Annotated in this window: 26 protein-coding genes and 1 pseudogene; 18 read left to right on the plus strand and 9 right to left on the minus strand. The window is 74.6% G+C overall.

Going from position 1 to position 25840, the window contains the following annotated elements; translation table 11 throughout:
* Positions 1-6 precede the first annotated feature (6 nt).
* From priA to hisF, 6 genes are all read left to right on the plus strand, one after another.
* Entirely contained in the window at positions 7-735 is a 729-nt protein-coding gene (gene priA, locus O7598_RS08240) for a bifunctional 1-(5-phosphoribosyl)-5-((5-phosphoribosylamino)methylideneamino)imidazole-4-carboxamide isomerase/phosphoribosylanthranilate isomerase PriA (RefSeq protein ID WP_269690742.1), read from the plus strand.
* Positions 732-1139: a Rid family hydrolase gene (locus O7598_RS08245; protein ID WP_269690743.1), complete on the plus strand. Its 408-nt coding sequence runs from the start codon at positions 732-734 to the stop codon at positions 1137-1139. The genes priA and O7598_RS08245 overlap by 4 nt, the downstream gene beginning before the upstream one ends.
* Positions 1140-1371: 232 nt before the next feature.
* Entirely contained in the window at positions 1372-1818 is a 447-nt protein-coding gene (locus O7598_RS08250; RefSeq protein WP_269690744.1) for a MarR family winged helix-turn-helix transcriptional regulator, read from the plus strand.
* Positions 1819-1820: 2 nt separating this feature from the next.
* On the plus strand, positions 1821-2246 hold the full coding sequence (locus O7598_RS08255; RefSeq protein ID WP_269690745.1) for an organic hydroperoxide resistance protein: 426 nt from the start codon (positions 1821-1823) through the stop codon (positions 2244-2246).
* A complete protein-coding gene (locus O7598_RS08260) occupies positions 2243-3256 on the plus strand; it encodes an NADP-dependent oxidoreductase (protein WP_442929833.1) in 1014 nt (337 codons plus the stop codon). Before O7598_RS08255 ends, O7598_RS08260 begins: the two co-directional genes overlap by 4 nt.
* Before the next feature lie 76 nt (positions 3257-3332).
* On the plus strand, positions 3333-4100 hold the full coding sequence (gene hisF, locus O7598_RS08265; RefSeq protein WP_269690746.1) for an imidazole glycerol phosphate synthase subunit HisF: 768 nt from the start codon (positions 3333-3335) through the stop codon (positions 4098-4100).
* A gap of 12 nt (positions 4101-4112) precedes the next feature.
* Here hisF and O7598_RS08270 read toward each other — a convergent pair whose 3' ends face one another.
* On the minus strand, positions 4113-4574 hold the full coding sequence (locus O7598_RS08270) for a hypothetical protein (protein WP_269690747.1): 462 nt from the start codon (positions 4572-4574) through the stop codon (positions 4113-4115).
* A 116-nt stretch (positions 4575-4690) separates the two neighbouring features.
* Positions 4691-5323, minus strand: a complete 633-nt coding sequence (yczE, locus tag O7598_RS08275) for a membrane protein YczE (RefSeq protein ID WP_269690748.1) — start codon at positions 5321-5323, stop codon at positions 4691-4693.
* Between the two features lie 60 nt (positions 5324-5383).
* Between yczE and yczR the strand changes: the two genes are divergently transcribed.
* A complete protein-coding gene (gene yczR / locus O7598_RS08280; protein WP_269690749.1) occupies positions 5384-6835 on the plus strand; it encodes a MocR-like transcription factor YczR in 1452 nt (483 codons plus the stop codon).
* A 74-nt stretch (positions 6836-6909) separates the two neighbouring features.
* On the plus strand, positions 6910-8217 hold the full coding sequence (locus O7598_RS08285) for a low temperature requirement protein A (protein WP_269690750.1): 1308 nt from the start codon (positions 6910-6912) through the stop codon (positions 8215-8217).
* Between the two features lie 63 nt (positions 8218-8280).
* Here the strand turns inward: O7598_RS08285 and O7598_RS08290 are convergent, their stop codons facing one another.
* From O7598_RS08290 to O7598_RS08300, 3 genes are all read right to left on the minus strand, one after another.
* A complete protein-coding gene (locus O7598_RS08290) occupies positions 8281-10107 on the minus strand; it encodes an AMP-dependent synthetase/ligase (protein ID WP_269690751.1) in 1827 nt (608 codons plus the stop codon).
* A gap of 117 nt (positions 10108-10224) precedes the next feature.
* A complete protein-coding gene (locus O7598_RS08295; protein WP_269690752.1) occupies positions 10225-11175 on the minus strand; it encodes a terpene synthase family protein in 951 nt (316 codons plus the stop codon).
* A 126-nt stretch (positions 11176-11301) separates the two neighbouring features.
* Positions 11302-11931 carry a TIGR03085 family metal-binding protein gene (locus O7598_RS08300; RefSeq protein WP_269690753.1) on the minus strand — a complete coding sequence of 210 codons (630 nt, stop codon included), beginning with the start codon at positions 11929-11931 and terminating at the stop codon, positions 11302-11304.
* Positions 11932-12148: 217 nt separating this feature from the next.
* Here O7598_RS08300 and O7598_RS08305 point away from each other — a divergent pair, with 217 nt between their 5' ends.
* Both O7598_RS08305 and O7598_RS08310 read left to right on the plus strand, forming a co-directional pair.
* Positions 12149-13999, plus strand: coding sequence for an ABC transporter ATP-binding protein (locus O7598_RS08305; protein ID WP_269690754.1), 1851 nt, complete (start codon positions 12149-12151; stop codon positions 13997-13999).
* 55 nt (positions 14000-14054) lie between these two features.
* Complete coding sequence (locus O7598_RS08310) at positions 14055-15830, plus strand: ABC transporter ATP-binding protein (RefSeq protein ID WP_269690755.1); 1776 nt, start codon at positions 14055-14057, stop codon at positions 15828-15830.
* Between the two features lie 10 nt (positions 15831-15840).
* On the opposite strand, the gene O7598_RS08315 is transcribed toward O7598_RS08310, so the two are convergent.
* The 3 genes from O7598_RS08315 to O7598_RS08325 are packed head-to-tail and all read right to left on the minus strand — an operon-like array spanning position 15841 to position 17950.
* The gene (locus O7598_RS08315) at positions 15841-16476 is read right to left on the minus strand and encodes a TetR/AcrR family transcriptional regulator (protein ID WP_269690756.1); all 636 of its coding nucleotides are present in this window, start codon (positions 16474-16476) and stop codon (positions 15841-15843) included.
* The gene (locus O7598_RS08320; RefSeq protein ID WP_269690757.1) at positions 16473-17228 is read right to left on the minus strand and encodes an ABC transporter permease; all 756 of its coding nucleotides are present in this window, start codon (positions 17226-17228) and stop codon (positions 16473-16475) included. The genes O7598_RS08315 and O7598_RS08320 overlap by 4 nt, the downstream gene beginning before the upstream one ends.
* Positions 17225-17950, minus strand: coding sequence for an ABC transporter ATP-binding protein (locus O7598_RS08325; protein WP_269690758.1), 726 nt, complete (start codon positions 17948-17950; stop codon positions 17225-17227). The genes O7598_RS08320 and O7598_RS08325 overlap by 4 nt, the downstream gene beginning before the upstream one ends.
* A gap of 108 nt (positions 17951-18058) precedes the next feature.
* On the opposite strand from O7598_RS08325, the gene O7598_RS08330 reads away from it, so the two are divergent.
* The 5 genes and pseudogenes from O7598_RS08330 (at position 18059) to O7598_RS08350 (ending at position 21993) form a co-directional block, all read left to right on the plus strand.
* Positions 18059-18448, plus strand: coding sequence for a MerR family transcriptional regulator (locus O7598_RS08330; RefSeq protein WP_091059742.1), 390 nt, complete (start codon positions 18059-18061; stop codon positions 18446-18448).
* Positions 18449-18611: 163 nt separating this feature from the next.
* Positions 18612-19250, plus strand: a pseudogene (locus O7598_RS08335) (phosphoribosyl-AMP cyclohydrolase); the annotation flags it as partial.
* A 180-nt stretch (positions 19251-19430) separates the two neighbouring features.
* Positions 19431-19874, plus strand: a complete 444-nt coding sequence (gene hisI, locus O7598_RS08340; RefSeq protein WP_442929923.1) for a phosphoribosyl-AMP cyclohydrolase — start codon at positions 19431-19433, stop codon at positions 19872-19874.
* Positions 19871-21424, plus strand: a complete 1554-nt coding sequence (locus O7598_RS08345; protein ID WP_269690759.1) for an anthranilate synthase component I — start codon at positions 19871-19873, stop codon at positions 21422-21424. The genes hisI and O7598_RS08345 overlap by 4 nt, the downstream gene beginning before the upstream one ends.
* Positions 21421-21993: a Trp biosynthesis-associated membrane protein gene (locus O7598_RS08350; protein ID WP_269690760.1), complete on the plus strand. Its 573-nt coding sequence runs from the start codon at positions 21421-21423 to the stop codon at positions 21991-21993. The genes O7598_RS08345 and O7598_RS08350 overlap by 4 nt, the downstream gene beginning before the upstream one ends.
* Here O7598_RS08350 and O7598_RS08355 read toward each other — a convergent pair.
* Complete coding sequence (locus O7598_RS08355; protein ID WP_091059754.1) at positions 21986-22261, minus strand: hypothetical protein; 276 nt, start codon at positions 22259-22261, stop codon at positions 21986-21988. The two genes, O7598_RS08350 and O7598_RS08355, sit on opposite strands and share 8 nt — an antisense overlap.
* A 442-nt stretch (positions 22262-22703) precedes the next feature.
* On the opposite strand from O7598_RS08355, the gene trpC reads away from it, so the two are divergent.
* The 3 genes from trpC to trpA are packed head-to-tail and all read left to right on the plus strand — an operon-like array spanning position 22704 to position 25579.
* Positions 22704-23507 (plus strand): indole-3-glycerol phosphate synthase TrpC, encoded by an 804-nt coding sequence (trpC, locus tag O7598_RS08360; protein WP_269694800.1) that lies wholly within the window; start codon positions 22704-22706, stop codon positions 23505-23507.
* A gap of 37 nt (positions 23508-23544) precedes the next feature.
* Positions 23545-24771, plus strand: a complete 1227-nt coding sequence (gene trpB / locus O7598_RS08365; protein ID WP_269690761.1) for a tryptophan synthase subunit beta — start codon at positions 23545-23547, stop codon at positions 24769-24771.
* A 4-nt stretch (positions 24772-24775) separates the two neighbouring features.
* Positions 24776-25579, plus strand: coding sequence for a tryptophan synthase subunit alpha (gene trpA, locus O7598_RS08370; protein ID WP_269690762.1), 804 nt, complete (start codon positions 24776-24778; stop codon positions 25577-25579).
* Positions 25580-25840: the final 261 nt, after the last annotated feature.

The raw sequence follows: 25840 nt of genomic DNA on the forward strand, positions 1-25840 counted from the left end.
CAACCGTTGAGCCTTGACCTGTTGCCCGCCGTGGACGTCGCCGACGGCCAGGCCGTCCGGCTCGTGCAGGGCGCCGCCGGCAGCGAGACCGCCTACGGCGACCCGCTGGACGCGGCCCTGGCCTGGCAGTCCGACGGCGCGCAGTGGATCCACCTGGTGGACCTGGACGCCGCGTTCGGGCGGGGCACGAACGCCGCGCTGCTCGCCGAGGTGGTCGGCAAGCTCGACGTGAAGGTGGAGCTCTCCGGCGGCATCCGCGACGACGAGTCGCTGCGGGCGGCGCTGGGCACCGGCGCGGCCCGGGTCAACATCGGCACCGCCGCGCTGGAGGACCCGGAGTGGTGCGACCGGATCTGCGGCGAGTACGGCGACCGGGTGGCGATCGGGCTGGACGTGCGCGGCCGTACCCTCTCGGCGCGGGGTTGGACCCGCGACGGCGGTGACCTCTACGACGTGCTGGCCCGCCTGGACGCCGCCGGCGCGGCGCGGTACGTGGTCACGGACATCACCAAGGACGGCACCATGCGCGGGCCCAACCTGGACCTGCTGCGCGAGGTGTGCGCCCGCACCGACGCCCCGGTGATCGCCTCCGGTGGGGTGTCCACGCTGGACGACCTGCGGGCCCTGGCCACGCTGGAGCCGGTCGGGGTGGAGGGTGTGATCGCCGGCAAGGCGCTCTACGCGGGCGCGTTCACCGTCGCGGAGGCGCTCGCCACGCTGCGGGCCGACGCTTGACCGGCGCGGCGGGCACGGTGGTGACCCGGCTGGGCTCCGGCGGGCCGTGGGAGGCGCTCTACGGCTACTCCCGGGTGGTCCGGGCCGGGGCGCTGGCGATCACCGCCGGCTGCACCTCCACCGTGGACGGTCGGGTGGCGCACGTCGGCGACGCGGCGGCGCAGACCGCTCAGGCGATCCGGATCGGCCTGGACGCGCTCGCCGAGGTGGGCGCGGAGCCGGGCGACGTGGTGCGGACCCGGATGTACGTGACCGACCGGCTCTACGTCGACGAGGTGGGTCGGGCGCACAACGCGGTGTTCGGCCCGGTGCGTCCGGTGGCGACCATGGTGGTGGTGGCCGGTCTGGTCGACCCGGAGCACCTGGTCGAGGTCGAACTGGAGGCGTACCTCCCCGCAGTCTGATCTGACCGTGCCGCACGCGGCACGGTCCTCTTTCCGGTGCCTTTGGAGCTGACGTCACGAACGACTCACCCGCCCCGTCCCGGCGCGGTAGGTGTCGAGTCGTTGCTGATGTCAGCTCCAAAGGCGTTCTTGATGACGGGTCGCCCCCGCCGAGCCCTGGCGTGACATGCCTCTCGCCCCGGTCCGCGTGGATAAGTTGTGCACAACTTTATTGCGCGCTACGGTTCACCCCGTGACCGATGACCTGGTGCTGCGCCGGCAGGTGTGCTTCGCCCTCTACGCGGCGTCGCGCGCCCTGACCGACGTCTACCGGCCCATCCTCGACGAGCACGGTCTGACCTACCCGCAGTACCTGGTGCTGCTGGTGCTCTGGGAGCGCGGCGACGACGCTCCCACGGTCTCCGAGCTCGGCGCGCGGCTCCGCCTCGACTCCGGCACGCTCTCCCCGCTGCTCAAGCGGCTGGAGGCGGCCGGCCTGGTGGTGCGTACCCGCTCGGCGGCCGACGAGCGCCGGGTCGAGGTGGGCCTCACCGACCGGGGCCGGGCGCTGCGGGAGCGGATGGACGACGTGCCGCTGCGGGTGGCCCGTGCCACCGGCCTCACCGAGGCCGAGCTGGTCGGGCTGCGCGACACGCTCACCCGGGTCACCGAGACGATCCACCGACAGAAGGAGCAGTGACCATGCAGGTCCTCTACACCGCGTCCGCCAAGGCCACCGGCGACGGCCGCGACGGCCACGTCCGCACCTCCGACGGCACCGTCGAGCTGGACCTCGCCGTGCCGAAGGAGATGGGCGGCGCCGGCGGCGCGGCCAACCCGGAGCAGCTCTTCGCCGCCGGCTACGCGGCCTGCTTCCACTCCGCGCTGCGCATCGTCGCCCGGCAGGCCAAGGCGGACGTCTCCGGCTCCGTCGTCGAGGCCGAGGTGGGCATCGGCCCGAACGGCAGCGGCGGCTACGGCCTGGCCGTGACACTGGTGGTGGACCTGCCCGCGGTCGAGCGGTCGGCCGCCGAGAAGCTGGTCGAGGCCGCCCACCAGGTCTGCCCCTACTCGAACGCGACCCGCGGCAACATCGAGGTCGCGCTGACCGTCCGGGAGGCCCTGTGAGCAACGGCAGCGACAGCGTGAACCGGGAGATCCACCTGGCGTCCCGACCCGAGGGCTGGCCCACCGCCGACAACTTCCGGCTGGTCACCACCGAGGTGCCTACGCCGGGGCCGGGCCAGCTCGTGGTCCGCAACCAGTTCATGTCGGTCGACCCGTACATGCGCGGGCGGATGAACGACGTCAAGTCCTACATGCCGCCGTTCGCGCTCGACGCACCGCTCGACGGGGGCGCGATCGGTGAGGTGGTGGCCGGCGAGGCCGAGGGCGTCAAGCCCGGCGACGTCGTCCTGCACAGCCTCGGCTGGCGCGAGTACGCGCTTGTCGACGCCAAGGCCGTGCGCAAGGTCGACCCGGGTGTCGCCCCGGTCAGCGCCTACCTCAGCGCGCTCGGCATGACCGGGCTCACCGCGTACGCCGGGCTGCTCGACGTGGCCGCCATGAAGCCGGGGGAGACCGTCTTCGTCTCCGGCGCGGCCGGCGCGGTGGGCAGCATGGTCGGGCAGATCGCGAAGCTGCGCGGCGCCGGCCGGGTGATCGGCAGCGCCGGCTCCCCGGCGAAGGTCGAGCGGCTCCTCGCGCTCGGCTTCGACGCGGCCTTCGACTACCACGACGGCTCGGTCTACCAGCAGCTCAAGGCCGCCGCCCCGGACGGCGTCGACGTCTACTTCGACAACGTCGGCTCCGACCACCTGGAGGCCGCGATCGGAGCGATGAACCTGCACGGCCGGGCCGCGATCTGCGGCATGATCGCCCAGTACAACTCGGCCGAGCCGCCGGCCGCCCCGCGCAACCTGGCGCTGGTGATCGGCAAGCGGCTGACCCTGCGCGGCTTCCTCGTCGGTGACCACGGTCACCTGCGCGACCAGTTCGTCCAGGAGATGGCCGGCTGGCTGCGCGAGGGCCGGCTGTCCTACGACGAGACGGTGGTCGACGGCATCGAGGCGGCGCCGGAGGCCTTCCTCGGCCTGATGCGCGGCGAGAACCTCGGCAAGATGCTCGTCCGCCTCTGACGGTCCACGCCCGGGCGGCGGTGATCGGCCTCACCGGCCGGTCGCCGCCGCCCGCGCGTTGGCTAGGCTTCCGGTCATGACGGTGGCGGTACGGGTCATCCCGTGTCTGGACGTGGACGCCGGACGCGTGGTCAAGGGCGTCAACTTCCTCGACCTGCGTGACGCCGGCGACCCGGTGGAGTTGGCGGCGGCGTACGACCGGGCCGGCGCGGACGAGCTGACGTTCCTCGACGTGACCGCCTCGTCCAGCGACCGCGGCACCATGCTCGACGTGGTGCGGCGCACCGCCGAGTCGGTCTTCATCCCGCTCACCGTCGGCGGTGGCATCCGCCGGGTCGAGGACGTGGACACGCTGCTGCGCGCCGGTGCGGACAAGGTCGGGGTGAACACCGCGGCCATCGCCCGGCCGGAGCTGATCGCCGAGATCGCGGACCGGTTCGGCCGGCAGGTGCTGGTGCTCTCGCTCGACGTGCGCCGCGCCCCGGCCGGCGTGACGCCGAGCGGGTTCGAGGTCACCACGCACGGCGGCCGGCGCGGCGCCGGGCTGGACGCGGTCGAGTGGGCGGCGCGCGGCGCCGAGCTGGGCGCGGGCGAGATCCTGCTCAACTCGATGGACGCCGACGGCACCAAGGCCGGGTTCGACCTGCCGCTGATCCAGGCGGTCCGCGACGTGGTCGACGTGCCGGTGATCGCCAGCGGCGGCGCGGGCGCGGTGGCGCACTTCCCGCCGGCGGTCGCCGCGGGTGCCGACGCGGTGCTGGCGGCCAGCGTCTTCCACTTCGGCGAGCTGACCGTCGGCGAGGTCAAGGACGCCCTGCGCGGCGCCGGTCACCCGGTGCGCTGAGCGCGCGGGCGCTCACGGCCGGCCGGAACGCCCCTCGGGGGAGCGGCGCGGCATCGGGATGGACCGGACCACGTACTCCTGGACGGCCGCCGCGTGGTCGTCCTCGGCGAGCTGCCAGTCGGCCTCGCCCGGCGGGTGCCGGCGGGTCAGCACCCCCTGCACGGTGTCCACAGTGGTGCCCAGCCCGGCACTGGGCCGGGTGCGCCAGAGCCGCTCGCCGTCCGGGGTGACCCGGAACCAGCCGTCGGAGACGCTGACCAGGCCGGCGCCGGCGAGCCGGCGGACCGCCCCCTCGACCTCGTGTCGTTCCGGAATGGCCTGGTTGAGGTGGTCGGCGGTGGAGAGGACGTCGGCGAGGCGCACCCCCTCGGGACGGCGTGTGGCGGCGGCCCGGCGGTGCCGGCCGGCGCCGCTCGCGATGACCAACGCGACGAAGATCCAGGCGTCGCTCCAACGCCATCCGTTCTCCCCCATGCACGAATGATGCCCGCCCGCGACGGCAGAGGAAACACCCGGTTTTGCCGTCGTACGTCGTCGCAGCTCAGGGCCGTCCGGGTCGGCGCGCGCGATGGCGGTGGGCCCGGCGATGCTCACGCAGCGTAGGCGTTGGCCGGTCGGGGTGGCAGCGCGAAGATCGGGATGAAGAGCTGGGCGAGCGGCCCGATGGCCAGCGCGTACGCCACGGTGCCGAGGCCGACCGTCCCGCCGAGCAGCCAGCCGAGGGCCAGCACGGTCACCTCGATGACGGTCCGGACCAGCCGCAGCGACCAGCGGGGATGGCGGGCGGTGAAGCCGGTCATCAGGCCGTCGCGCGGCCCGGGGCCGAGGCCCGCGCCCAGGTAGAGGCCGGTGGCGGCGCCGTTGGCGACGATGCCGACGACCAGCAGCGTGGCGCGTACCGGCAGCCCTTCGCCCGGCGGCAGCACGGCCAGGACGCCGTCGACGACCAGCCCGATCACCACGACGTTGCTGACCGTGCCGAGGCCGGGGCGTTGCCGCAGCGGGATCCAGAGCAGCAGCACCACGGCGCCGACGGCGATGGTGACGGTGCCGAAGGAGAGGCCGGTCTGCCGGGCCAGCCCCTGGTGGAACACGTCCCAGGGATCCAGGCCGAGCCCGGACCGGATCATCAGCGCCATGCTGAGCCCGTAGAGGACCAGGCCGGCGTAGAGCTGGGTGAGCCGCCGTACGGGCCGGTGCCGGAGATTGCCAAGCGGTGCCATGCATGCCACCCTAGGGTCCAATTAGCGGGCCATGAAGAGGCCAATCGGGGAGAGGTGGCTATGACCAGCCAGGTGCGTGGCGTCCAATTGGCGCGGCTGCTCGGCCAGTGGCACGCGCTGCCCGGCCGCCGCCGCAGCCCCGACTACGTCGCGCTCGCCGCCGCCGTCCGGGGACTGCTCGCCGACGGCCGGCTCCCCCTCGCGGTACGCCTGCCGGCCGAGCGGGAACTGGCCGAGGCGCTGCGGATCAGCCGGACCACCGTCACCGCCGCCTACCGGGAACTGCGCGAGAGCGGCCACCTGGCCAGTCGGCGCGGGGCGGGAAGCTGGACCATGCTGCCCGGCACCCACCGGGTGGCCAGCACCGGCCTGTGGACCCCGCTCGACGACCGGGACATGATCGACCTCGGGGTCGCCGCGCTCTCCGCCCCGCCGCAGCTCGTCCCGGCCGCCCGGGCGGCCGCCGAGGACCTGCCCCGCTACCTCGGCGGGGCCGGCTACCACCCGACCGGCATCATCGAGCTGCGCGAGGCGGTGGCGCAGGGCTACACCGAGCGCGGGCTGCCCACCAGCCCCGAGCAGATCATGGTCACCAGCGGCACCCAGCACGCGCTGGACCTGGTGCTGCGGCTGGCGCTGTCGCCCGGCGGCCCGGTGCTGGTGGAGTCGCCCACCTACCCCAACGCGCTCGCCGCGCTGGCGGCCCGCCGGGCCCGGATCACCACCCACGGGCTCTCCGACACCGGCTGGGACGCCGACCTGCTGCTCGGCAGCCTCCGGCAGACCCGGCCGAAGCTCGCGTACGTCATCCCGGAGTTCCACAACCCGACCGGCCACCTGATGGCGGCCGACCTGCGCGAGCGGCTGGTCGGCACGGCCCACGCGGCCGGGACCGACCTGGTGGTCGACGAGTCCTTCGTCGACCTGCCGCTGGACGGCACCCCGCTGCCGCCGCCGGTCGCGGTCTTCGACAGGCACTCCCGGGTGATCAGCATCGGCGGGATGAGCAAGCCCTACTGGGGCGGGCTGCGGATCGGCTGGGTACGCGCCTCCGCGCCCCAGGTGCAGCGGCTGGCCGCGGCCCGGGTCGGGGTGGACATGGCCAGCCCGGTGCTCGACCAGCTCGTCGCGGTGCACCTGCTCGCCCAGGCGCCCACCATCGTCGCCGCGCGCCGGACGCAGCTCGCCGCCCAGCGCGACGCGCTCGTCGACGCGCTCACCGAGCGGCTGCCCGACTGGCGGGTCACGGTGCCGCGCGGTGGCGTCACGCTCTGGGCCGAGCTGGACGGCCCGATCTCCAGCGCGCTGGCGCGGGCGGCCGAGGAGGTCGGCGTACGGCTGGCGCCCGGGCCCCGGTTCGGCCTGGACGGCACGCTGGAGCGGTTCCTCCGGCTGCCCTTCACGCTGCCGGCCGCCGAGCTGGTGGAGGCGGTGGGGCGGCTCGCCGCGGTCCGCTACGACCTGGACCGGGCCGGCCGGCCGCAGTGGCGGGAGCCGAGCGTCATCGCCTGAGGCCGCGGTGCCCGATCCGGTGGGGATCGGTGGATCCGGGTCGCCGCGGCGGCCCGGGCCAGCAGACTGCCCGGGTGGGGAACCGGAGCGACGCCCGCTGGTCGTGGGCGCTGCGCGCAGCCGCGCCCGGCTCCCGCACCACCCGGTTGGAACTCTTCTACGACCTGGTCTTCGTCTTCGCGTTCCTCAGCGTCACCACGCTGACCGCCTCGGACCTGACCCCGGTCAACCTCTACCGGTTCCTGCTGGTGCTGGCGCTGCTCTGGTGGTCGTGGACCGGGTTCGCCCGGCTGGGCAACGCCTGCCGCGCCGACCAGGGCCTGCTGCCGCTGGTCGGGTTCGTCACCGTGGCGGCGACGTTCCTGCTGGTGCTCAGCGCGCCCGGCGCGTTCCAGGACCGCCCGGGCGGCCTGCCCGGCCCGCTGGTCTTCGCGGGCTGCTACTTCGTGATCCGGATGGCCCAGCTCCTCGTGTTCGGCCGGGTGGACCGCACCGACCCGGTGCGCCGACGGCGGTTCCTGCTGCGCCTGCTGGTGCCGGCGACTGCCACCGCGCTGCTGGTGGCCGCCGCGGTCGTCCGCGCCGAGCTGCCCGAGGGCCGGTTCGCGGTCGGGCTGCAACTGGCGCTCTGGACGCTGGCGGTGCTGGTCGAGTACGTGGTCGGCACCACCGTGGCGTGGTACTGGTGGGTGGTGGTGTCGGCCGGCCACTGGGCGGAACGACACGCGCTGATGGTGCTGGTCGCGCTCGGCGAGTCGATCATCGCCCTCGGGCTCGGCCCGAAGACCGGGCTGCCGCTGACCGGTCCGGTGGCGGTGGCCGCGCTGCTCGGCATCCTGATCGTGGCGGCGCTCTGGTGGGCGTACTTCGACACGCTGGCGTTCGCGTTGGAGCAGGCGCTGCACCACGCCCGCGACAGGGGCGCCCGGCTGCGGCTGGCCCGCGCGGTCTACACGTTCCTGCACCTGCCGATGGTCGCCGGAACCATCCTCTACGCGCTCGGCCTCAAGGACCTGCTGGCCGAGGTCGCCGACCCGGCGACCCCGCCCTGGGGCTGGCCGGTCGGCGGCTTCTGGGGCGGTGTCCTGTTCGCCGGCGTGTGCCTCTACCTGCTCAGCATCGCCGGCTGCTGGTGGCTGGCGGTGCACGAGGTGCACCGGGCGTTGCTGGCCACCGTGGCGGCGCTCGCGGCAGCCGGTCCGTTCGCGTTCCGGATACCCGAGGTGGGCGCGCTCGGCGTGCTGGCGGTGCTCACCGTCGCCGGCGTGGCGTGGGAGACCCGCAGTGAGGACGGCCGGCGGCGTCGGGTGCGCCAGCTCGCGCTGGAGGAACAGCTCGCCGCCGAGGCCGAGCAGAGCCGGTGGCGGCGGGAACACCTGTGACCGGTCCCGCGCGGGCCGTGCCCCGGGACGGTGGGGCACGGCCGGCGCGGCGCCGGAGGCGGGCTACAGCTCGGCGAGCGTGCCCTCGTACATCTTGTCGATCTCGCCGGCGAAGTTGGTCTCCACGCTGCGGCGCTTGATCTTCAGCGACGGGGTGACCTCGCCGTCGGCGATGGTGAGGTCGCGGGGGAGGATCGTCACCTTCTTGATCGTCTCCCAGCGGTTGAGCTTGGCGTTCAGCTCCGCCACGTAGCCCTCGACCATCTCCTGCGCCTCCGGCGAGGTGACGATCGTGGTGTAGTCGCTGCCCTCCAGCCGGGTGCCGGCGGCCCAGGCCTGGATCGCGTCCGGGTCCAGCGTCACCAGCATCGTGCAGTAGTTGCGGGCCTGCCCGATCACCACCGCCTGCGAGGTGTAGGGACAGACGGCCTTGAACACGCCCTCGATGTGCGACGGCGCGACGTACTTGCCGCCGGACGTCTTGACCAGGTCCTTCTTGCGGTCGGTGATGCGCAGGTAGCCGTCGTCGTCGAGGGTGCCGATGTCGCCGGTGCGGAAGAACCCGTCGTCGGTGAACGCCTCCGCGGTCTCCCCGGGCAGGTTGTGATAGCCGCGCATGACCGGGCGGCCGCGGACCAGGATCTCGCCGTCGGTGTCGATCCGGCACTCCAGGTCGCCCATGGCGCGACCCACACTGCCGATCTTGAGCCCGTCGGGCGGGTTCACGAACGCCCCGGCGCTGGTCTCGGTGAGGCCGTACCCCTCCGAGATGGGCAGGTTGGCGGCGGCGAAGAAGGTGGCGATCTCCTGGCTCAGCGGCGCCGCGCCGGAGACCAGGACCCGCATCCGGCCGCCGAGCCGCGCCTGGAGCTTGCTGAAGACCAGCTTCTCGGCCAGCCCGTACTTCAGTCGCAGCCCGGCCGGGACCGGCTTGCCGGCCTGCTCCAGCGCGACCTTCTCCTTGCCGACCGCGACCCCCCAGGCGAAGATCTTCGCCTTCGCGCCGCCGGCGGACTGCGCCGTGGTCACCGCCTTGTTGTAGACCTTCTCGAAGACCCGGGGCGCGCCGCACATCAGCGTCGGCCGGACCACGCCGAGCAGCTCGACCAGCTTGTCCACCCGGCCGTCGACGTAGGTGGGCAGCCCGACGTGGGTGGCACCGCAGAGCAGCGTCTTGCCGAACGAGTGGGACAGCGGCAGCCACAGGTACTGCAGGTCGTCGACGCGCAGCAGGCCCAGTTCGGCCTGCGCCACGCCCTCCCAGCACCAGCCGCCGTGCAGCAGCTCCACGCCCTTGGGCCGGCCGGTGGTGCCCGAGGTGTAGATCAGGGTGGCCAGGTGGTCCGGGCCGATGCCGGCGACCAGGCGGTCGACCAGGTCGGGCTCGGCGGCCAGCGCGGCGGAGCCGCGTTCCTCCAGCTCGGCGAGGGTGAGCTGGGGGACGCCGGCGGCCGGGTCGGGCGCGCCGTCGAGCAGCACCACGTGGGTCAGCGCCGGCAGCTCCGCGCCGGCGATCTTCGCCGCCTGGGCCGGGTTCTCCGCGAACAGCACGCGCGAGCCCGAGTCGGCCAGGATGTAGACCGCGTCCTCCGGCTCGGTGGTGGGATAGACGGTCGTGGTGGCCCCGCCGGCGCACATCACGCCGAAGTCCGCGAGGACCCACTCCAGCCGCGTGTTGGCCAGGATCGCCACCGGATCCTCGAGCCCGACACCGAGCCCGTGCAGCCCGGCCGCGATCGCCTTGGCCCGCTGCCCGACCTGCTCCCACGTCAGCCAGACCGGGCCCGAGTCGTCCTGGGCGGGGTGGGCGAACGCGTGCCGGTCGGGGGAATCCGCCACGCGCTTGAGGAACATGTCCGGTACGGAACGGTACGGTACATCGAGAGCCATCGTGGTAGCCGCCTTCAGGGGTGGAGGGACGTGACGGGGGTCACGCCGGTCTGCGGTTACCGAAGAGTATTGCGTGCACCCGGCCAGCGGCTAGTGCGGAACGGCCAGGGTGTCGGCTCAGGCGTACCGGGCGGCGGCGCGGGACCAGTCGTAGGTGGCCCGGATCCAGTCCCGCCGGGTGGCCAGGAACGCTCGCACGCCGTCGTCGGCGCCGACGGCCAGCGCCGCGTCCCGCTCCGCGTACGCGGCGAGCGCCGCGTTGAACCGGGCGGCCGCCGCGCGCAGCGCCGCCTCCTCGCCCTGCCCGGTCTCGCCCGCGATCGTGGTGACCAGGTTGTGCGCCGCCGGGGCGCGACCGCGCTCCTTGTCGTACGAGAACAGGTCGTTGCACCAGCACACCAGGTCGGTGGCGAGGGCGTCCAGCGCGGCCAGCGCCGGATCGGCCCGCCGGGCGGGACCCTGTCGTGCCGGGCTCGCCAGGTCGGTCACCGTGAAGCTGGGCCGTACGCCGCCGGTGTGCCGGCGCATCTGCACGTACTCGGCCACCCCGGGCACCCGCCGGTGCTCCCGGTTGGCCGCCTCCCAGAGCAGCGCCAGTAGATACTCGCGCAGCTGGCTGACCAGGCGGAGCAGCAGCGCCGGGCGCTGCGCGTCGCGGGCCCGCCGGCACAGGTCGTGCAGGGCCACCGCGAGCGGGCCGGCGCCGGTCGGGGCGGGCGCGGCCGGGTCGCCGTGCCGGTCGAGCACGGTCAGCAGCGCCGCCACGGTGGGGGCCAGCCGGGTGGGGTCGACGCCGAGGTCGTCGTCGTCGCAGGCGTCGTCCACCACGAACAGCCAGTTGATCAGGTCGGTGAGCAGGCGCAGGCCGGCGAGGGGCGCCTCCGGGCAGGCCCGGCCGGCCAGCTCGGCGGCGTGCGCGCCGGCCAGTCGACGCTGCCCGGCCGGATCACCGACCAGGCCGAGGCCGCGTGCCCATCCGGCGCTCTCCGCGGCGACCCGGTCCACGGCGGGATGCCGCCGCGCCGGGAAGGGCGGCTCGTGCAGTGCCGAGAGCGCGAAGCCACGCATCCCTGCCCCCTGTCCGCCGCCCGTGAGGCCGGGTGGCGGGCAGGAGCGTACGTCAGGGAAAATCGTTATCCATCGCTGGGATATGCGTTTTTCACCATAAGCCGGTCACGGTGTGCGTACGCTCCGTCAGAACCCCAGCTCGGCGGCGCGCAACCGGTCCGCAGCCCCGATCGGACCGTCCACCTGCACCCGGGCCACCCGCTGCCGGCCGCTGAGGAACAGGATCAGCTCGCCCGGCGCGCCCACCAGCCGCAGCCGCTCGCCGCCCCGCCCGACCCGCAGCTCGCCGTGCCCCGGCGCCTGCACCAGCACCTCGGCGGGGAACCGCCGCAGCGCCATCCGCGCCAACAGGGTGACCCGCTTCCAGAGCATCGCCTGCTGGCCGGCCGGGAGGTCGCGCGGGCGCCAGCCGGGTCGGCCCCGCCGCACGTCCTCGTGGTGGATGAAGAACTCCACGCCGTTGGCCAGCTCGTCGGTGAGCGGATTGCTCACCGGGCTCCACACCGGCGGGCGGCGGACCCGGTCGACCAGGTCGGCGTACGGGCCGGCGGCGACCCGCAGGCGCACCGCCTCGCCGTGGCCGCGCAGCGGCGGCAGCAGGATGCCGCCGGCCGCGTCCGGCCGGCGCTCCCGCACCAGCAGGTGCGCCACCAGGTCACGGGTGGTCCAACCCTCGTTGACCGTCGGCGCGTCGGGTCCGAGTTCCAGCATCAGGTCGGCGAGCGCCTCGCGCTCCGCCCGGGCGTACCGCGGCATGGCCCGATCGTAGGCCCGATCGGGCCGATCGGCGCGGCGCGGCCGGCGCGGCGGCGGTGGCCGCCGCCCGGGGGTCGGCCGCCGGCCCACGGTCCGTGGGAACGTGACGGCGGACATATCCCGGCCGGTCGGCGGACGTGGCGTCGAGCGGTAAGGATGGGGGAGAAAATTGCGGCTTACGGCGGGGGCGAGCGTGGCGAGCGGGACAAGTCGGGACGTGCTCGGCAGAGGACTCCGGGTACTGGGCCGGGCGATCCGGGAACAACCCCGGATCTTCGCGGTCGCGGTCACCGGCAGTGTGCTCTTCGGCCTCCTCGTGATCGCCAGCGCGTACGTGATCGGCGGCGTGGTCGGCGAGGTGGTGGTGCCGGCCGTCGAGCGCGGCGCGGTGCCCACCGGCGCGCTCGCGCTCGCCGCGGCGGCGCTGTTCGGGATCAGCGTGCTGCGGGTGGTCGGCATCTTCGGCCGCCGGCTCGGCGCCGGCTACATGCAGTACCGGCTCCAGGCCGCCTACCGCCGTCGGGTGACCCGCCGCTACCTGGACCTGCCGCTGGCCTGGCACCATCGCAACTCCACCGGCACGTTGCTGTCCAACGCCAACTCCGACGTGGAGGCCGCCTGGTACCCGATCGCGCCGCTGCCGTTCGCGGTCGGCACGCTGGTGATGCTGGTCGGCGCCGTCGCCTCGCTGTTCCTCACCGACTGGGCACTCGCCCTGGTCGGTCTCGCCGTCTTCCCCGCGCTGTTCGCGCTCAACGTGGTCTACTCCCGCCGGATGGCGCCCCGACAGGCCCGCGCCCAGCGACTGCGCGCCGAGGTCAGTGGCATCGCGCACGAGAGCTTCGACGGCGCGCTGGTGGTCAAGACCATGGGGCGCGAGTCGCAGGAGACGGCCCGCTTCGCCGCCCGCGCCGGTGAGCTGCGCGACGCGCTGATCTCCGTCGGCCGGCTGCGCGGCGTCTTCGACCCGATGCTGGAGACGCTGCCCAGCCTCGGCACGCTCGCCGTGCTGGTGGTCGGCGCGATCCGGCTCCGGCAGGGCGCGATCACCGTGACCGAGCTGGTCAGTGTGGCGTTCCTGTTCACCGTGCTGGCGTTCCCGGTGCGGGCCATCGGCTGGGTGCTGGCCGAGCTGCCGCGCAGCGTCGCCGGCTGGGACCGGGTCCGCCGGGTCCTCGACGCCACCGGCGAGATGCCGTACGGCGACGTGACGCTCGACCCGGCCACCCGGGCGCCCGCCACGCTGGGCTTCGACGACGTCCACTTCTCCTACGAGCCGGCCGAGGCGCACCTGCCCGGCGCGGAGGTGCTCGGCGAGGTGACCTTCACGGTGCCGGCCGGGAAGACGGTCGCCCTGGTCGGGCCGACCGGCGCCGGCAAGTCCACCATCACGTCGCTGGCCGTGCGCCTGGTCGACCCGGACCGCGGCCGGGTCACGCTCGACGGCGTCGACGTGCGCGACCTGACCGCCGCCTCGCTCGCCGCCACCGTGGCGCTGGTGGCCCAGGTGCCGTTCGTCTTCGACGACACGGTCCGGGCCAACATCACGCTCGACCGGGCCGGCATCGGCGACGACGAGGTGTGGGCGGCGCTGCGGCTGGCCGAGGCGGACGGCTTCGTCGCCGCGCTGCCGGACGGGCTGGACACCATGGTCGGCGAGCGGGGCACCTCGCTCTCCGGCGGGCAGCGGCAGCGGCTCACGCTGGCCCGGGCGCTCGCCGGCCGGCCCCGGCTGCTGGTGCTCGACGACGCCACCAGCGCCGTCGACCCCCGGGTCGAGGCGGCCATCCTGGCCGGCCTGCGCGCCCCGACCGACGGCGGCGCGCCCGCGTCGATCCTGGTGGTGGCGTACCGCCGGGCCACCATCGCGCTCGCCGACGAGGTGATCTACGTGGAACAGGGCCGGGTGGTCGCCCGCGGCACCCACCCCGAGCTGCTGGCCACCGTGCCCGGTTACGCCGACCTGGTCACCGCGTACGAGCAGGCCGAGCAGGAGCGCGAGCAGAACCGCACGTACGACGAGGTCACGCCGATGACCTCCGGCCTGGAGATCGAGGTGGACCGGTGAGCGCGAGGAGCGCAGCGAAGCGGAGCCCCGCAGTCGCGAACGAAAGGCGGGCCCGGTGAGCAGTGTCGCCGCCGAGGAGCGGACCGAGTCGACCTGGGGGACGCTGCGGCGAGGGCTGGCGCTCTCCCCGGAGCTGAAGACCGGGCTGGCCGGCACGCTGGCACTGGCGCTGGTCTACATGGTCGGCCGGGTGGCCGTGCCGGTGGCGGTGCAGCGCGGTATCGACCACGGCATCGTCGGCGGCCTCGACCTGAACGTCATCTCGCTGACCGTGGCGATCACCGCCGCCGTACTGGTGGTCACCACCACCTGCGGCTACCTGATGATGCGCCGGTTGTTCACGGTCAGCGAGACCGCGCTGGCCGGGGTACGCACCCGCGCGTTCCGGCACGTGCACGACCTGTCCATGCTGCACCAGCAGTCCGAGCGGCGCGGATCGCTGGTCTCCCGGGTCACCAGCGACGTCGACCAGATCACCCAGTTCCTCCAGTGGGGCGGCGTGATCCTCATCGTCAACCTGGGCCAGCTGCTGGTGACCACCGCGGTGATGCTCGCGTACTCCTGGCAGTTGACGCTCGTGGTGCTCGTCGCGTTCGCGCCGGCGGTGCTGGTCATCCGGCAGCTCCAGCGCCGGCTGGCCGGCGCGTACGGGCTGGTCCGGCAGCGCACCGGCACGCTGCTCGGCGCGATCGGCGAGAGCGTGGTGGGCGCCCCGGTGATCCGGGCGTACGGCATCTCCGGGCGCACCGCCCGCCGCCTGGACGCGGCGATCGACGGGCAGCGGGTGGCCCAGCAGCGGGCCATCCGGATCAGCATCTTGGGCAGCTCGGTCGGTGAACTGGCCGCCGGTCTCGCGCTGGCCGGGGTGGTGGTGGTCGGGGTGAGCCTCGGCGTCGACCGCACGCTGTCGGTCGGCCAGCTCACCGCGTTCCTGTTCCTGGTCACGCTCTTCATCCAGCCGGTGCAGATCGCCACCGAGGTGCTCAACGAGGCGCAGAACGCGATCGCCGGCTGGCGCCGGGTGCTCGACGTGCTGGACGTCGCCCCGGACGTGGCAGACCCGGGCGAGCAGGGCCGGGAGCTGCCGGGCGGCCCGCTCGACGTCCGCTTCGCCGGCGTGACGTTCGCCTACCCGGGCGGGCCGCCGGTGCTGCACGGCGTGACGTTGGACATCCCGGCGAAGAGCCGGGTGGCGGTGGTGGGGGAGACCGGCAGCGGCAAGACCACGTTCGCCAAGCTGCTCACCCGGTTGATGGACCCGACCGACGGCCAGGTGCTGCTCTCCGGCGTCGACCTCCGCCAGGTGCGCTTCGACTCGCTGCGCACCCGGGTGGTGATGGTGCCGCAGGACGGCTTCCTGTTCGACGCCACGGTCGGGGAGAACGTCCGCTTCGCCCGCCCGGACCTGAGCGACGCGCGGCTCACCGCCGCCTTCACCGAGCTGGGCCTGGCCGACTGGCTGGACGGGCTGCCGGCCGGGTTGGACACCCCGGTCGGGGAGCGCGGCGAGGCGCTCAGCGTCGGCGAGCGGCAGCTCGTGGCGCTGGCCCGCGCCTATGTGGCCGACCCGGACCTGCTGGTGCTCGACGAGGCGACCAGCGCGGTCGACCCGGCCACCGAGGTGCGCCTGCAGCGCACGTTGGACGCGGTCACCCGGGGACGCACCACGCTCGCCATCGCGCACCGGCTCTCCACCGCGCAGGCGGCCGACGAGGTGATCGTGGTGGACCGGGGCCGGGTCGTCCAGCGTGGCCCGCACGAGGAATTGGTGCGGGACACCGACTCGGTCTACGCCCTGCTCTACGCGTCCTGGCTGGAGCAGACCCGCTGACCCGGCCCGGTCAGTCCGGGTGCAGCGGGCCGGTGAGGTAGCGCTGGAGGGTCGGGCCGATCGTGGCGGCCAGTGTGTCCGGTGACGCGGACGCGACCGGTTCCAGGCGGATCACGTAGCGCATCATGGCCAGGCCGGCGATCTGGGTGGCGACCAGCGCGCCGCGCAGCGGCGCCTCGGCCGGGTCCAGGTCGAGCTGGTCGAGGACCCGGCGCAGGATCTGGGTGGTCAGGAACTCGCGGAGCAGGCGGGCGGTCCACTGGTTGCTCACCGCGGAGCGCAGCAGGGCCACCGCGGCGACTCCGGCCGGGGAGTCCCACACGCCCAGGAACGTGCGGACCAGCCGCTCGCCGACCTCGTCCGCGCCGCCCGCCAGCACGCGCGGCACCAGCTCGGCCGGGTCGACCGGGATCGCCATGGCGGCGCGGAACAGCTCCTCCTTGGCGCCGAAGTAGTGGTGCACCAGCGCCGGGTCCACCCCGGCGGACGCCGCGACCGCCCGGATCGGCGTGGCGTCGTAGCCCCGCTCGGCGAACGCCTCCCGGGCCGCGTGCAGGATCGCCTCCCGGGTGTCCGGGTTGCCGGGCCGCCGCCCGGTGCGGCGCGGGCTCGCCGGCCGCGCCGCACCGGCGTCGCGGCGGCTCATCCGCTGCGCCGGCGCAGCGTCGCGGCGGCCAGCACCAGCGCGACCACCGCCGCCCCGGCCACGATCGCCACGTCGCGCCACATGGTGCCGGTCGCGTCGGCGTGCGCGCCGACCTCCTGCAGCGCCTCGACCGCGTACGACAGGGGCAGCGCGTCGCTGACCGCCTGGAGCCAGCCGGCCATCTGGCCGCGCGGCACGAACAGCCCGCAGAGCAGCAGTTGCGGGGCGACCACCACCGGCATGAACTGCACCGCCTGGAACTCGGTGCGGGCGAACGCCGAGCAGAACAGGCCGAGCGCCACGGCCAGCACCGCGTTCACGCCGGCGATCAGCACGACCAGCCACGGGCTGCCGGCGGTGTCCAGGCCGAACACCTGGTAGGCCACCAGCGAGGCGACGGTGGACTGGAGCACCCCGGCCAGGCCGAACGCGATGCCGTAGCCGAACAGCAGGTCGAGCTTGCCCAGCGGCGTGGTGAGCAGCCGTTCCAGCGTGCCGGTGGTGCGTTCGCGGAGCATGGCGATGCTGGTCACCAGGAACATGATGATGAACGGGAAGAAGCCCAGCATGATCAGCGCGACCCGGTCGAAGGTGCTCGGCGCGCCGGGCGGGGCGGGCTGGTCGACGTACATGAAGTAGACCAGCGTGAGCAGCACGGCCGGCACCACCAGGAGCAGCGCGACGGTGCGCTTGTCGTGCCGGAGCTGCCGCAGGATCCGCCCGGTGGTGGCGGCCAGGATGCGCCCGTTCATGAGGTGGCCTCCGACTCGCCGTCGCGGATCAGGCGGAGGAACGCCTCCTCCAGGTCGTCCACGCCGGTGGCGGCGCGGACCGCGGCCGGGGTGTCGTCGGCGACCAGCCGGCCCTCCCGGATCAGCAGCAGCCGGTCGCAGCGCGCCGCCTCGTCCATCACGTGGCTGGAGACCAGCAGCGTGGTGCCGGCGGCGGCCATGGCGTGGAACCGGGCCCACAGGTCGGCCCGCAGGACCGGGTCCTGCCCGACCGTGGGTTCGTCGAGGACCACCAGCTCCGGCTCGCCGACCAGGGCGCAGGCGAGCGAGGCCCGGCTGCGCTGGCCGCCGGAGAGCGTGCCGACGAGTTGGTCGGCCGCCCCGGCCAGGCCGACGTCGGTCACCGCGCGGTCGGCCTCGGCGCGGCCCCGGCCCTGGAGCACGGCGAAGTAGCGGGCGTTCTCCCGGACCGTGAGGTCGGCGTAGACGCTCGGCGCCTGCGTGAGGTAGCCGACCCGGCGGCGCAGCCCGGTCGTGCCGGCGGGCTCGCCGAGCACGTGGACCGTGCCGCCGCCGATCGTCTGCACGCCGACCACCGCGCGCATCAGCGTGGTCTTGCCGCTGCCGCTGGGGCCCAGCAGCCCGGTGACCGTGCCCCGGGGAACGGCGCAGCTGATGCCGTGCAGCATCCGCCGCCCGCCCCGGTCGACCACCAGGTCGCGGACCGACACCGCGTCCTCCATGACCGCCTCCGTCGAATTCCTCAACTGTTGAAATCAACGCTAGATGAATTTCCCGGTCCGGGCAATGCTGTTGACTTCGAGTGGGCTCGAACTGGAAGCCTGGTCGGCGTGGACATCGGTATCCGGGAGAAGAGCCTCAGCGTGGGCGAGGCGGCGGAGCGGGTCGGCCTGACCACCTACACGCTGCGCTGGTACGAGCAGGAGGGCCTGGTCGCCCCGGTCGGGCGGGACTCCGCCGGCCGTCGGCGCTACACCGAGGCCGACGTGAGCTGGCTGTTCCTGCTGACCCGACTGCGGCGTACCGGGATGCCGGTGCGCGACATGCGCCGCTACGCCGAGCTGGCCCGGCAGGGCGACCGGACGCTCGGCGCGCGACGGGCGCTGTTCGAGGCGCACCGGGTCCGTGTGCTGGCCCGGATGGCCGACCTGACCGAGGACCTGAAGGTGCTCGACCACAAGATCGACGCGTACCGGCGCGCCGAGGAGGAACTGGGCTGAAGCCGTCCGCAGCGGACACCCGGTCCGCCATCGGTCATTGCGCCGAAGATCGGACTTCCGGCACCATGTCGCGGTGGGTCCCGCTTCGTTGCCCGAGTCCGGATTCCTCGACGACTGGGCCGCCCGCCTCCGACAGGCCGCGGACCGTCCGGTCGTGGGGATCATGCTGCGTGGCAGTCATGCCCGGCGGGCCGCCACCGAGCACAGCGACGTCGACGTGGACGTGCTCGTCGCCGCCGACGACGACCGCCCCGCCTCGTCGACCCGCCCCCGCCCCGCCGACCCCTTCGCCGCGCGTCGCGCCTACCTGGCCGAGTTCGACGGCCGCCTGGTGCACGTCTCGGTGGCCTCCCGGGACGTCCGCTCCTGGGTGCACCGGCTCGGCCAGCCCGCCGACTGGGCGTTCGGGCTGCCGGTCACCGCGCCGGCCCGGCTGCTCTGGGCGGTGCCGGAGTGGCGCCGCCGGATCGACCTGCCGGTGCTCTGCCAGCCCGCGGACGAGCCACGCCTGGAGGAGTTGATCGCCTCGCTGGGCAAGGTGGCCGGCGCGCGGTGGGCCGGCGACCGGATCGGGGTCCGGCTCGCCGCGGCCGACCTGGCCCGGCTCTGCCCCTCGGTTCTCCGGCTGGCCAACCCCTCGGTGCGGGTGGTGTCCCGGCGGGCGGCCCTGACCGCCGCGCTGGACCTGCCGGTCGCCCCGCCCGGCTACCGTGCCGACATGCTGCTCTGCCTCGGGCTGCGCGCCGGCGACCCGACCGAGGTCGGTGCCGCCGCCGGCCGGCTGGTCACCGGCATCGTCCCGCTGGTCCGCCCGTACGCCGAGGAGGTCGCCGCGGTGGCCGGCGCCGACCTGGCCGAGGCGCTGGCCGACGGCCGCCTCGACCGCTACCTCGGTCAGCTCAGCCGGGCCCTGCACGCGGTGCCGCCCGTCACCCGGGACGCGTCTTCGGTGCCGGCGCCGCGTGCGGGAGAATGGTCAACCGTGCCCGCCTCTGACGCGCCGGTGACCGGCGCACCCACCCGCCCCGGCGCCCCAGCCCGCCCCGTGTCTCCCGGCCCGGACCGCCCCTCCCGGCTCGACCCGGCCATCGCGGCCAAGCTGCGTCGCGGTCCGGACGGCCTGGTCGCCGCCGTGGTCCGCGCGCACGACTCCGGTGAGGTGCTGATGGTCGCCTGGATGGACGACGAGGCGCTGCACCGCACGCTCACCACCGGCCGGGCCACCTACTGGTCCCGCAGCCGGGGGGAATACTGGGTCAAGGGCGCCACCTCCGGCCACCACCAGTACGTCCGCTCGGTCGCGCTGGACTGCGACGGCGACGCGCTGCTGGTCAGCGTGGAGCAGGTCGGCGCGGCCTGCCACACCGGGCACCGCACCTGCTTCTTCACCGACCTCCCGGTCAGCTCGCCGGAGGTGACCCCGTGACCGACGGCACGGTCACCCCGGACCGGTCCGCCTTCACCGAGCTGGCCGACCGCTGGCGGGTCGTGCCGGTCACCCGGCGGCTGCTGGCCGACGCCGAGACCCCGGTCGGGGTCTACCGCAAGCTCGCCGGTGGCCCCGGCACGTTCCTGCTGGAGTCCGCCGAGCAGGGCGTCGGCTCGGCCGGCACGGCCTGGTCGCGCTACTCGTTCATCGGCGTACGCAGCGGCGCCACGCTCACCGAGCGCGGCGGCGAGGCGAGCTGGACCGGCGCCCCGCCGGCCGGCGTGCCCACCTCCGGCGATCCGGTCAGCGTGCTCCGGGAGACCGTCGCCGCGCTCGCCGGCCCGGCCTGGGACCCGGACGGCGACATGCCACCACTCACCGGCGGCCTGGTCGGCTACCTCGGCTACGACCTGGTCCGCCGGTTCGAGCGGCTGCCGGAGCTGACCGAGGACGAGCTGGACGTGCCCGAGCTGGGCATGATGCTCGCCACCGACCTGGTGGTGCTCGACCACTACGAGGGCTCGGCGATCCTCGTCGCCAACGCGGTCCTGCCCCCGCTGGACGCGCCCGACCGGCCGGCGCGGGTCGCCGCCGCGTACCACCACGCGGTGGGCCGCCTGGACGCGATGACCACCGCACTGTCCCGACCGATTCCGCCCATGGTCGCCACCGTCGGCCGCCCCGGCGTCGGCGAGGTGACCAGCCGGACGCCCGACGGCGGCTACCCGAAGGCGGTGGAGGCGGCCAAGGAGGCCATCCGGGCCGGCGAGTGCTTCCAGATCGTGCTCAGCCAGCGCTTCGAGCGGGCCACCGACGCCGACCCGCTCGACGTCTACCGGGTGCTGCGCACCACCAATCCCAGCCCGTACATGTACCTGCTGCGTTTCGACGGCTTCGACATCGTCGGCTCGTCGCCGGAGGCGCACCTCAAGGTGAGCGCCGGCCCGGACGGGCGGCGCCGCGCGCTGCTGCACCCGATCGCCGGCACCCGGCCGCGCGGCGGCTCGCCCGACGCCGACGCCCGGCTCGCCGCCGAGCTGCTCACCGACCCGAAGGAGCGCGCCGAGCACGTCATGCTGGTCGACCTGGGCCGTAACGACCTGGGCCGGGTCTGCCGGCCGGGCACCGTGCAGGTGCCGGAGTTCGCCACCATCGAGCGCTACAGCCACGTCATGCACATCGTCTCGACGGTGGTCGGCGAGCTGCGCGACGACCGCACCGCGTTCGACGCGCTGGCCGCCACGTTTCCCGCCGGCACGCTCAGCGGCGCGCCCAAGGTGCGGGCCATGGAGATCATCGAGGAGCTGGAACCGGTGCGCCGCGGCGTCTACGGCGGCACCGTCGGCTACTTCGCCTTCGGCGGCGACCTGGACATGGCGATCGCCATCCGCACCGCGCTGATCCGCGACGGCCGGGCCTACGTGCAGGCGGGCGCCGGGGTGGTGGCCGATTCCGATCCCACCGCCGAGGACCAGGAGACGCGGAACAAGGCGGCCGCCGTGCTCGCCGCCATCGCCGCCGCCGAGACGCTGCGGCCGGCCCGATGACCGCGCCGGTCACCGCCGCGGCGGGCCGGACCGCCGCCCGGGGTCGGCGCGAGCTGGCGTACGCAGTGCTGCTCTGCCTGGCCGGCGCGGGCCTGGCCGCCTGGGCGGTGACCCGGGCCTGGTCGGTGGAGGTGACCTCCCGCGGCGGGCTGCCGCCCGGTGAGCGGTCCCGCACCGGCGCGGACCTGCTGCCGTGGGTGTCGGCCCTGGCCTACGTGGGGCTGGCCGGCGGCGGCGCGGTGCTGGCGACCCGGGGGCGGCTGCGCCGGCTGCTGGGCGTGCTGCTGACCGGCGTCGGGCTGGCCGTGGCGGCCGGCGGCGGCGTCGGGCTGACCGAGCCGGGGGCGAGCCGGCACTGGCCGGCGCTGGTGCTCGTGGGGGGCCTCGCGTCGGCCGCCGGTGGCGCGTTCACCGCGTCGCGCGGCGGCGGCTGGCCGGCGATGGGGGCCCGCTACGAACGGGGGTCGACGTCGGCGTCGACCGCCGGCGCGGACCGGCCGGCGGTCGAGCGGGGCACCCGGGACGCGTGGGACGCGCTGGACCGGGGCGAGGACCCGACGGTCAGCTGACCGGCTGCGCCTCGCGCGCGTCACGGCGCTCCCGGGCCGCCGCCCGGGCGGCGGTCAGCTCGGCCACCAGCCGCTCCAGCTCGCGACGCTGGGCGGCGCGGGCCCGGTCGGCGCAGACCGCCTCCCAGGCGTTGCCCCGGGCGGTACGGGTGCGTCCGTCGCCCGCTGCGGCGCGTTCGAGCGTGTGCACCACCCCGACGGCGAGCGAGGCGACGGTCCGGGAGATGGTCGTCAGCCCGAGGTTCTGGTTCGGCCCGTTGGCGCTCATGGTTCACCCCACACGAGATCGTTGGCGACGGTCGGCGGCAGCCTCGACGAGTCTGCCCGAGGACGATGCTGCCGGTCTCACGTTTCGCCACCGTGACGGACAGGTCAACGGTCCGGCAGCGGGCGCGACCTGGGCAGGGCCGGAGGTCCTTGAGCTTGGTCACAGCCGGCCCGGTGCCGGCCTGCGGCGCGCGCCCGGCCGTGGTGAGATAGGGCATGGGTGGCGGTCGATGCATCGGGTGGCGCTGCGTGACACCGCGTTCACCGGAAGTCGGCCATCATGCCACAGCCCATGTGGTGAGGTGCGCCATACCCCCCGGCATGTGTCGCCAGGTGGCGCCCCCTAGCATCGGCCCATGACGCCCGGAGAGGGGAGTCCGTTGGTGACTGCTGAGCATGCGCACGCGGAGGGGGACGACGCCGGAACGGCGCCGTCCGCAGGCGTGCTCGACGAGATCCTGGCCGGCGTGCGCGAGGACGTCGCCCGGCGGCAGGAGCAGATTCCGCTGGAGCGGATCCGCGACCTGGCCGCCGCCGCGCCGCCGCCGCTCGACGCGTACGCGGCGCTGCGCCGGCCCGGCGTGGCCGTGATCGCCGAGGTGAAGCGCTCGTCGCCGTCCAAGGGGCGGCTGGCCGAGATCGCCGACCCGGCCGACCTGGCCGGCGACTACGCGGCCGGTGGCGCCCGGGCGATCAGCGTGCTGACCGAGGGCCGCTGGTTCGGTGGGTCGCTGGACGACCTGGCCGCCGTGCGGGCCGCGGTGAACGTGCCGGTGCTGCGCAAGGACTTCGTCGTCTCCAGCTATCAGGTGCACGAGGCCCGCGCGCACGGCGCCGACCTGGTGCTGCTGATCGTCGCCGCGCTGGAGCAGAACGCCCTGGTCGGCCTGCTGGAGCGGATCGAGTCGCTGGGCATGACCGCGCTCGTCGAGGTGCACACCGAGGAAGAGGCGGACCGCGCCCTGGAGGCGGGCGCGCAGGTGATCGGCGTCAACGCCCGCGACCTGCGTACCCTGGAGGTCGACCGTTCGGTGTTCGAGCGGATCGCGCCCGGCCTGCCGAGCAGGGTCGTCAAGATCGCCGAGTCGGGCGTGCGTGGTCCGCACGACCTGATCCGGTACGCCTCGGCCGGCGCCGACGCCGTCCTGGTGGGCGAGGGCCTGGTCACCCAGAAGAGCCCCCGCGAGGCGGTCGCCGAGCTGGTCAACGCCGGTAACCACCCGGCCACGCCCCGCCCGGTGCGCTGAGCCGCGCCGGGCCACCCGAACCGAGAGGACGCCCGCGATGAGCGCCGCACCCGCAGCCGGCCAGCTTCCCGACGCCGCCGGCCACTTCGGCCGGTTCGGCGGCCGGTTCGTCCCCGAGGCGCTGGTCGCCGCGCTCGACGAGCTGGACGCGGCCTACCGCAAGGCGATGGGCGACGACGAGTTCCTCGCCGAGTTCGACGCCCTGCTGCGCGACTACGCCGGCACGCCCTCGGAGCTGTACGAGGCCCGCCGGCTCTCCGCCCAGGTGGGGGCGCGGATCCTGCTCAAGCGCGAGGACCTGAACCACACCGGCGCTCACAAGATCCGCAACGTGCTCGGCCAGGCGCTGCTCACCCGGCGGATGGGCAAGCGGCGGGTGATCGCGGAGACCGGCGCCGGCCAGCACGGCGTGGCCACCGCGACCGCCGCCGCCCTGTTCGACCTCGAGTGCGTCGTCTACATGGGCGAGGTGGACACCGAGCGGCAGGCGCTCAACGTGGCCCGGATGCGGATGCTCGGCGCCACCGTGGTCCCGGTGACGGCCGGCTCGCGCACGCTCAAGGACGCGATGAACGAGGCGATGCGGGACTGGGTCGCCAACGTCGACGACACCCACTACCTGATCGGCACCGCCGCCGGGCCGCACCCGTTCCCCGAGATGGTGCGCGACTTCGTGCGCGGCATCGGCGTGGAGGCCCGCCGGCAGTGCCTGGACCTGACCGGTGCGCTGCCGGACGCGGTCGCGGCCTGCGTCGGCGGCGGCTCGAACGCGCTGGGCATCTTCCACGCCTTCGTGCCCGACGCCGGCGTGCGGCTCTACGGCTTCGAGGCCGGCGGCGAGGGCGTGACGACCGGCCGGCACGCCGCCAGCATCACCGGCGGCTCGTCGGGCGTGCTGCACGGCACCCGCACCTACGTCCTGCAGGACGCCGACGGCCAGACCATCGAGTCGCACTCGATCTCGGCCGGCCTGGACTATCCGGGCGTCGGGCCGGAACACGCCTGGCTGCACGACGCCGGCCGGGCGACCTACCTGCCGGTCGACGACGCCGAGGCGATGGCCGCGTTCGAGCTGCTCTGCCGCACCGAGGGGATCATCCCGGCGATCGAGAGCGCGCACGCGCTGGCCGGCGCCCGGCGGATCGCCCCGGAACTCGCCGCCGAGCTGGGCCGGGAACCGGTGATCGTGGTCAACCTCTCCGGCCGGGGCGACAAGGACGTGCACACCGCCGGGGCGTACTTCGGCATCCTCGACAAGGAGTGACAGCGTGAGCCGCATCGGGGTCGCCTTCGACAAGGCCCGGGCCGACGGGCGGGCCGTGCTGGTCGGCTGCATGCCGGCCGGTTTCCCGACCGTCGAGGGCAGCATCGCCGCGATGACCGCCATGGTCGAGGCGGGCGTCGACGTCATCGAGGTCGAGATCCCCTACTCCGACCCGGTGATGGACGGCCCGGTCATCCAGAGGGCGAGCGACATCGCGCTGGCCGGCGGCGTCCGCACCGCCGACGCGCTGCGCGTCGTGGAGGCGGTCGCCGCGACCGGCGCCTCCGTGGTCACGATGACCTACTGGAACCCGATCGAGCAGTACGGCGTCGACGCGTTCGCCCGCGACATGGCCGCGGCCGGCGGCACCGGGCTGATCACGCCGGACCTGATCCCCGACGAGGCCGCCGAGTGGTTGGCCGCCTCCGACGCGCACGGCCTGGACCGGACGTTCCTGGTGTCGCCGTCCTCCACCGACGCCCGGCTGCGGATGACCGTCGAGCACTGCCGCGGCTTCGTCTACGCCACCGCGATCATGGGGGTGACCGGCGCGCGGGCGCAGACGTCCGAGGCGGCGCCGATCCTCGTCTCCCGGCTCCGCGAGGTCAGCGACCTGCCGGTCGGGGTCGGCCTGGGCGTGGGCACCGGCGCGCAGGCCGCCACCGTCGCCGGCTACGCCGACGCGGTGATCGTGGGCAGCGCGCTGGTGCGGTGCGTGCTCGACGCGCCCGACCAGGCCGCCGGCCTGACCGCGCTGCGCAGGCTCAGCGCCGAACTCGCCGAGGGCGTCCGCAACCCGGTCCGCTGACGACCCTGGGCGACACGCCTCCGCCACTCGCGCCGAGCCGGCCTGTCGTGGTCGGTGCCGCGTGGCGTGGCGGCGGTGCAACCGGTCCGTGGCGTGAAGACCTCGACCAGGACGTCGACTCCCGGCGGGCCGGCGACCGGGCCGGCACGAGACTGCCTTTCGAGCTGAGTCGTCGGTGATATCGCCTCCCGACGTCCGGTCCGGTCCGGTCCGGCCTGGTCCGGTCCGCTCGGGCCCGGTCCGGCCGGTGAGTCGTTTCTG

It is taken from the genome of Micromonospora sp. WMMC241 (assembly GCF_027460165.1).
GTDB classification, from domain to species: Bacteria; Actinomycetota; Actinomycetes; order Mycobacteriales; family Micromonosporaceae; genus Micromonospora; species Micromonospora humi.

Excerpts from the sequence above, each read along its gene's own strand:
- O7598_RS08255 (WP_269690745.1), top strand. The coding sequence starts at position 1,821 with ATGCAGGTCCTCTACACCGCGTCCGCCAAGGCCACCGGCGACGGCCGC.
- hisF (WP_269690746.1), top strand. The coding sequence starts at position 3,333 with ATGACGGTGGCGGTACGGGTCATCCCGTGTCTGGACGTGGACGCCGGA.
- O7598_RS08270 (WP_269690747.1), bottom strand. The coding sequence starts at position 4,574 with ATGGGGGAGAACGGATGGCGTTGGAGCGACGCCTGGATCTTCGTCGCG.
- yczE (WP_269690748.1), bottom strand. The coding sequence starts at position 5,323 with ATGGCACCGCTTGGCAATCTCCGGCACCGGCCCGTACGGCGGCTCACC.
- yczR (WP_269690749.1), top strand. The coding sequence starts at position 5,384 with ATGACCAGCCAGGTGCGTGGCGTCCAATTGGCGCGGCTGCTCGGCCAG.
- O7598_RS08290 (WP_269690751.1), bottom strand. The coding sequence starts at position 10,107 with ATGGCTCTCGATGTACCGTACCGTTCCGTACCGGACATGTTCCTCAAG.
- O7598_RS08295 (WP_269690752.1), bottom strand. The coding sequence starts at position 11,175 with ATGCGTGGCTTCGCGCTCTCGGCACTGCACGAGCCGCCCTTCCCGGCG.
- O7598_RS08300 (WP_269690753.1), bottom strand. The coding sequence starts at position 11,931 with ATGCCGCGGTACGCCCGGGCGGAGCGCGAGGCGCTCGCCGACCTGATG.
- O7598_RS08315 (WP_269690756.1), bottom strand. The coding sequence starts at position 16,476 with ATGAGCCGCCGCGACGCCGGTGCGGCGCGGCCGGCGAGCCCGCGCCGC.
- O7598_RS08320 (WP_269690757.1), bottom strand. The coding sequence starts at position 17,228 with ATGAACGGGCGCATCCTGGCCGCCACCACCGGGCGGATCCTGCGGCAG.
- O7598_RS08325 (WP_269690758.1), bottom strand. The coding sequence starts at position 17,950 with ATGGAGGACGCGGTGTCGGTCCGCGACCTGGTGGTCGACCGGGGCGGG.
- O7598_RS08350 (WP_269690760.1), top strand. The coding sequence starts at position 21,421 with ATGACCGCGCCGGTCACCGCCGCGGCGGGCCGGACCGCCGCCCGGGGT.
- O7598_RS08355 (WP_091059754.1), bottom strand. The coding sequence starts at position 22,261 with ATGAGCGCCAACGGGCCGAACCAGAACCTCGGGCTGACGACCATCTCC.
- trpB (WP_269690761.1), top strand. The coding sequence starts at position 23,545 with ATGAGCGCCGCACCCGCAGCCGGCCAGCTTCCCGACGCCGCCGGCCAC.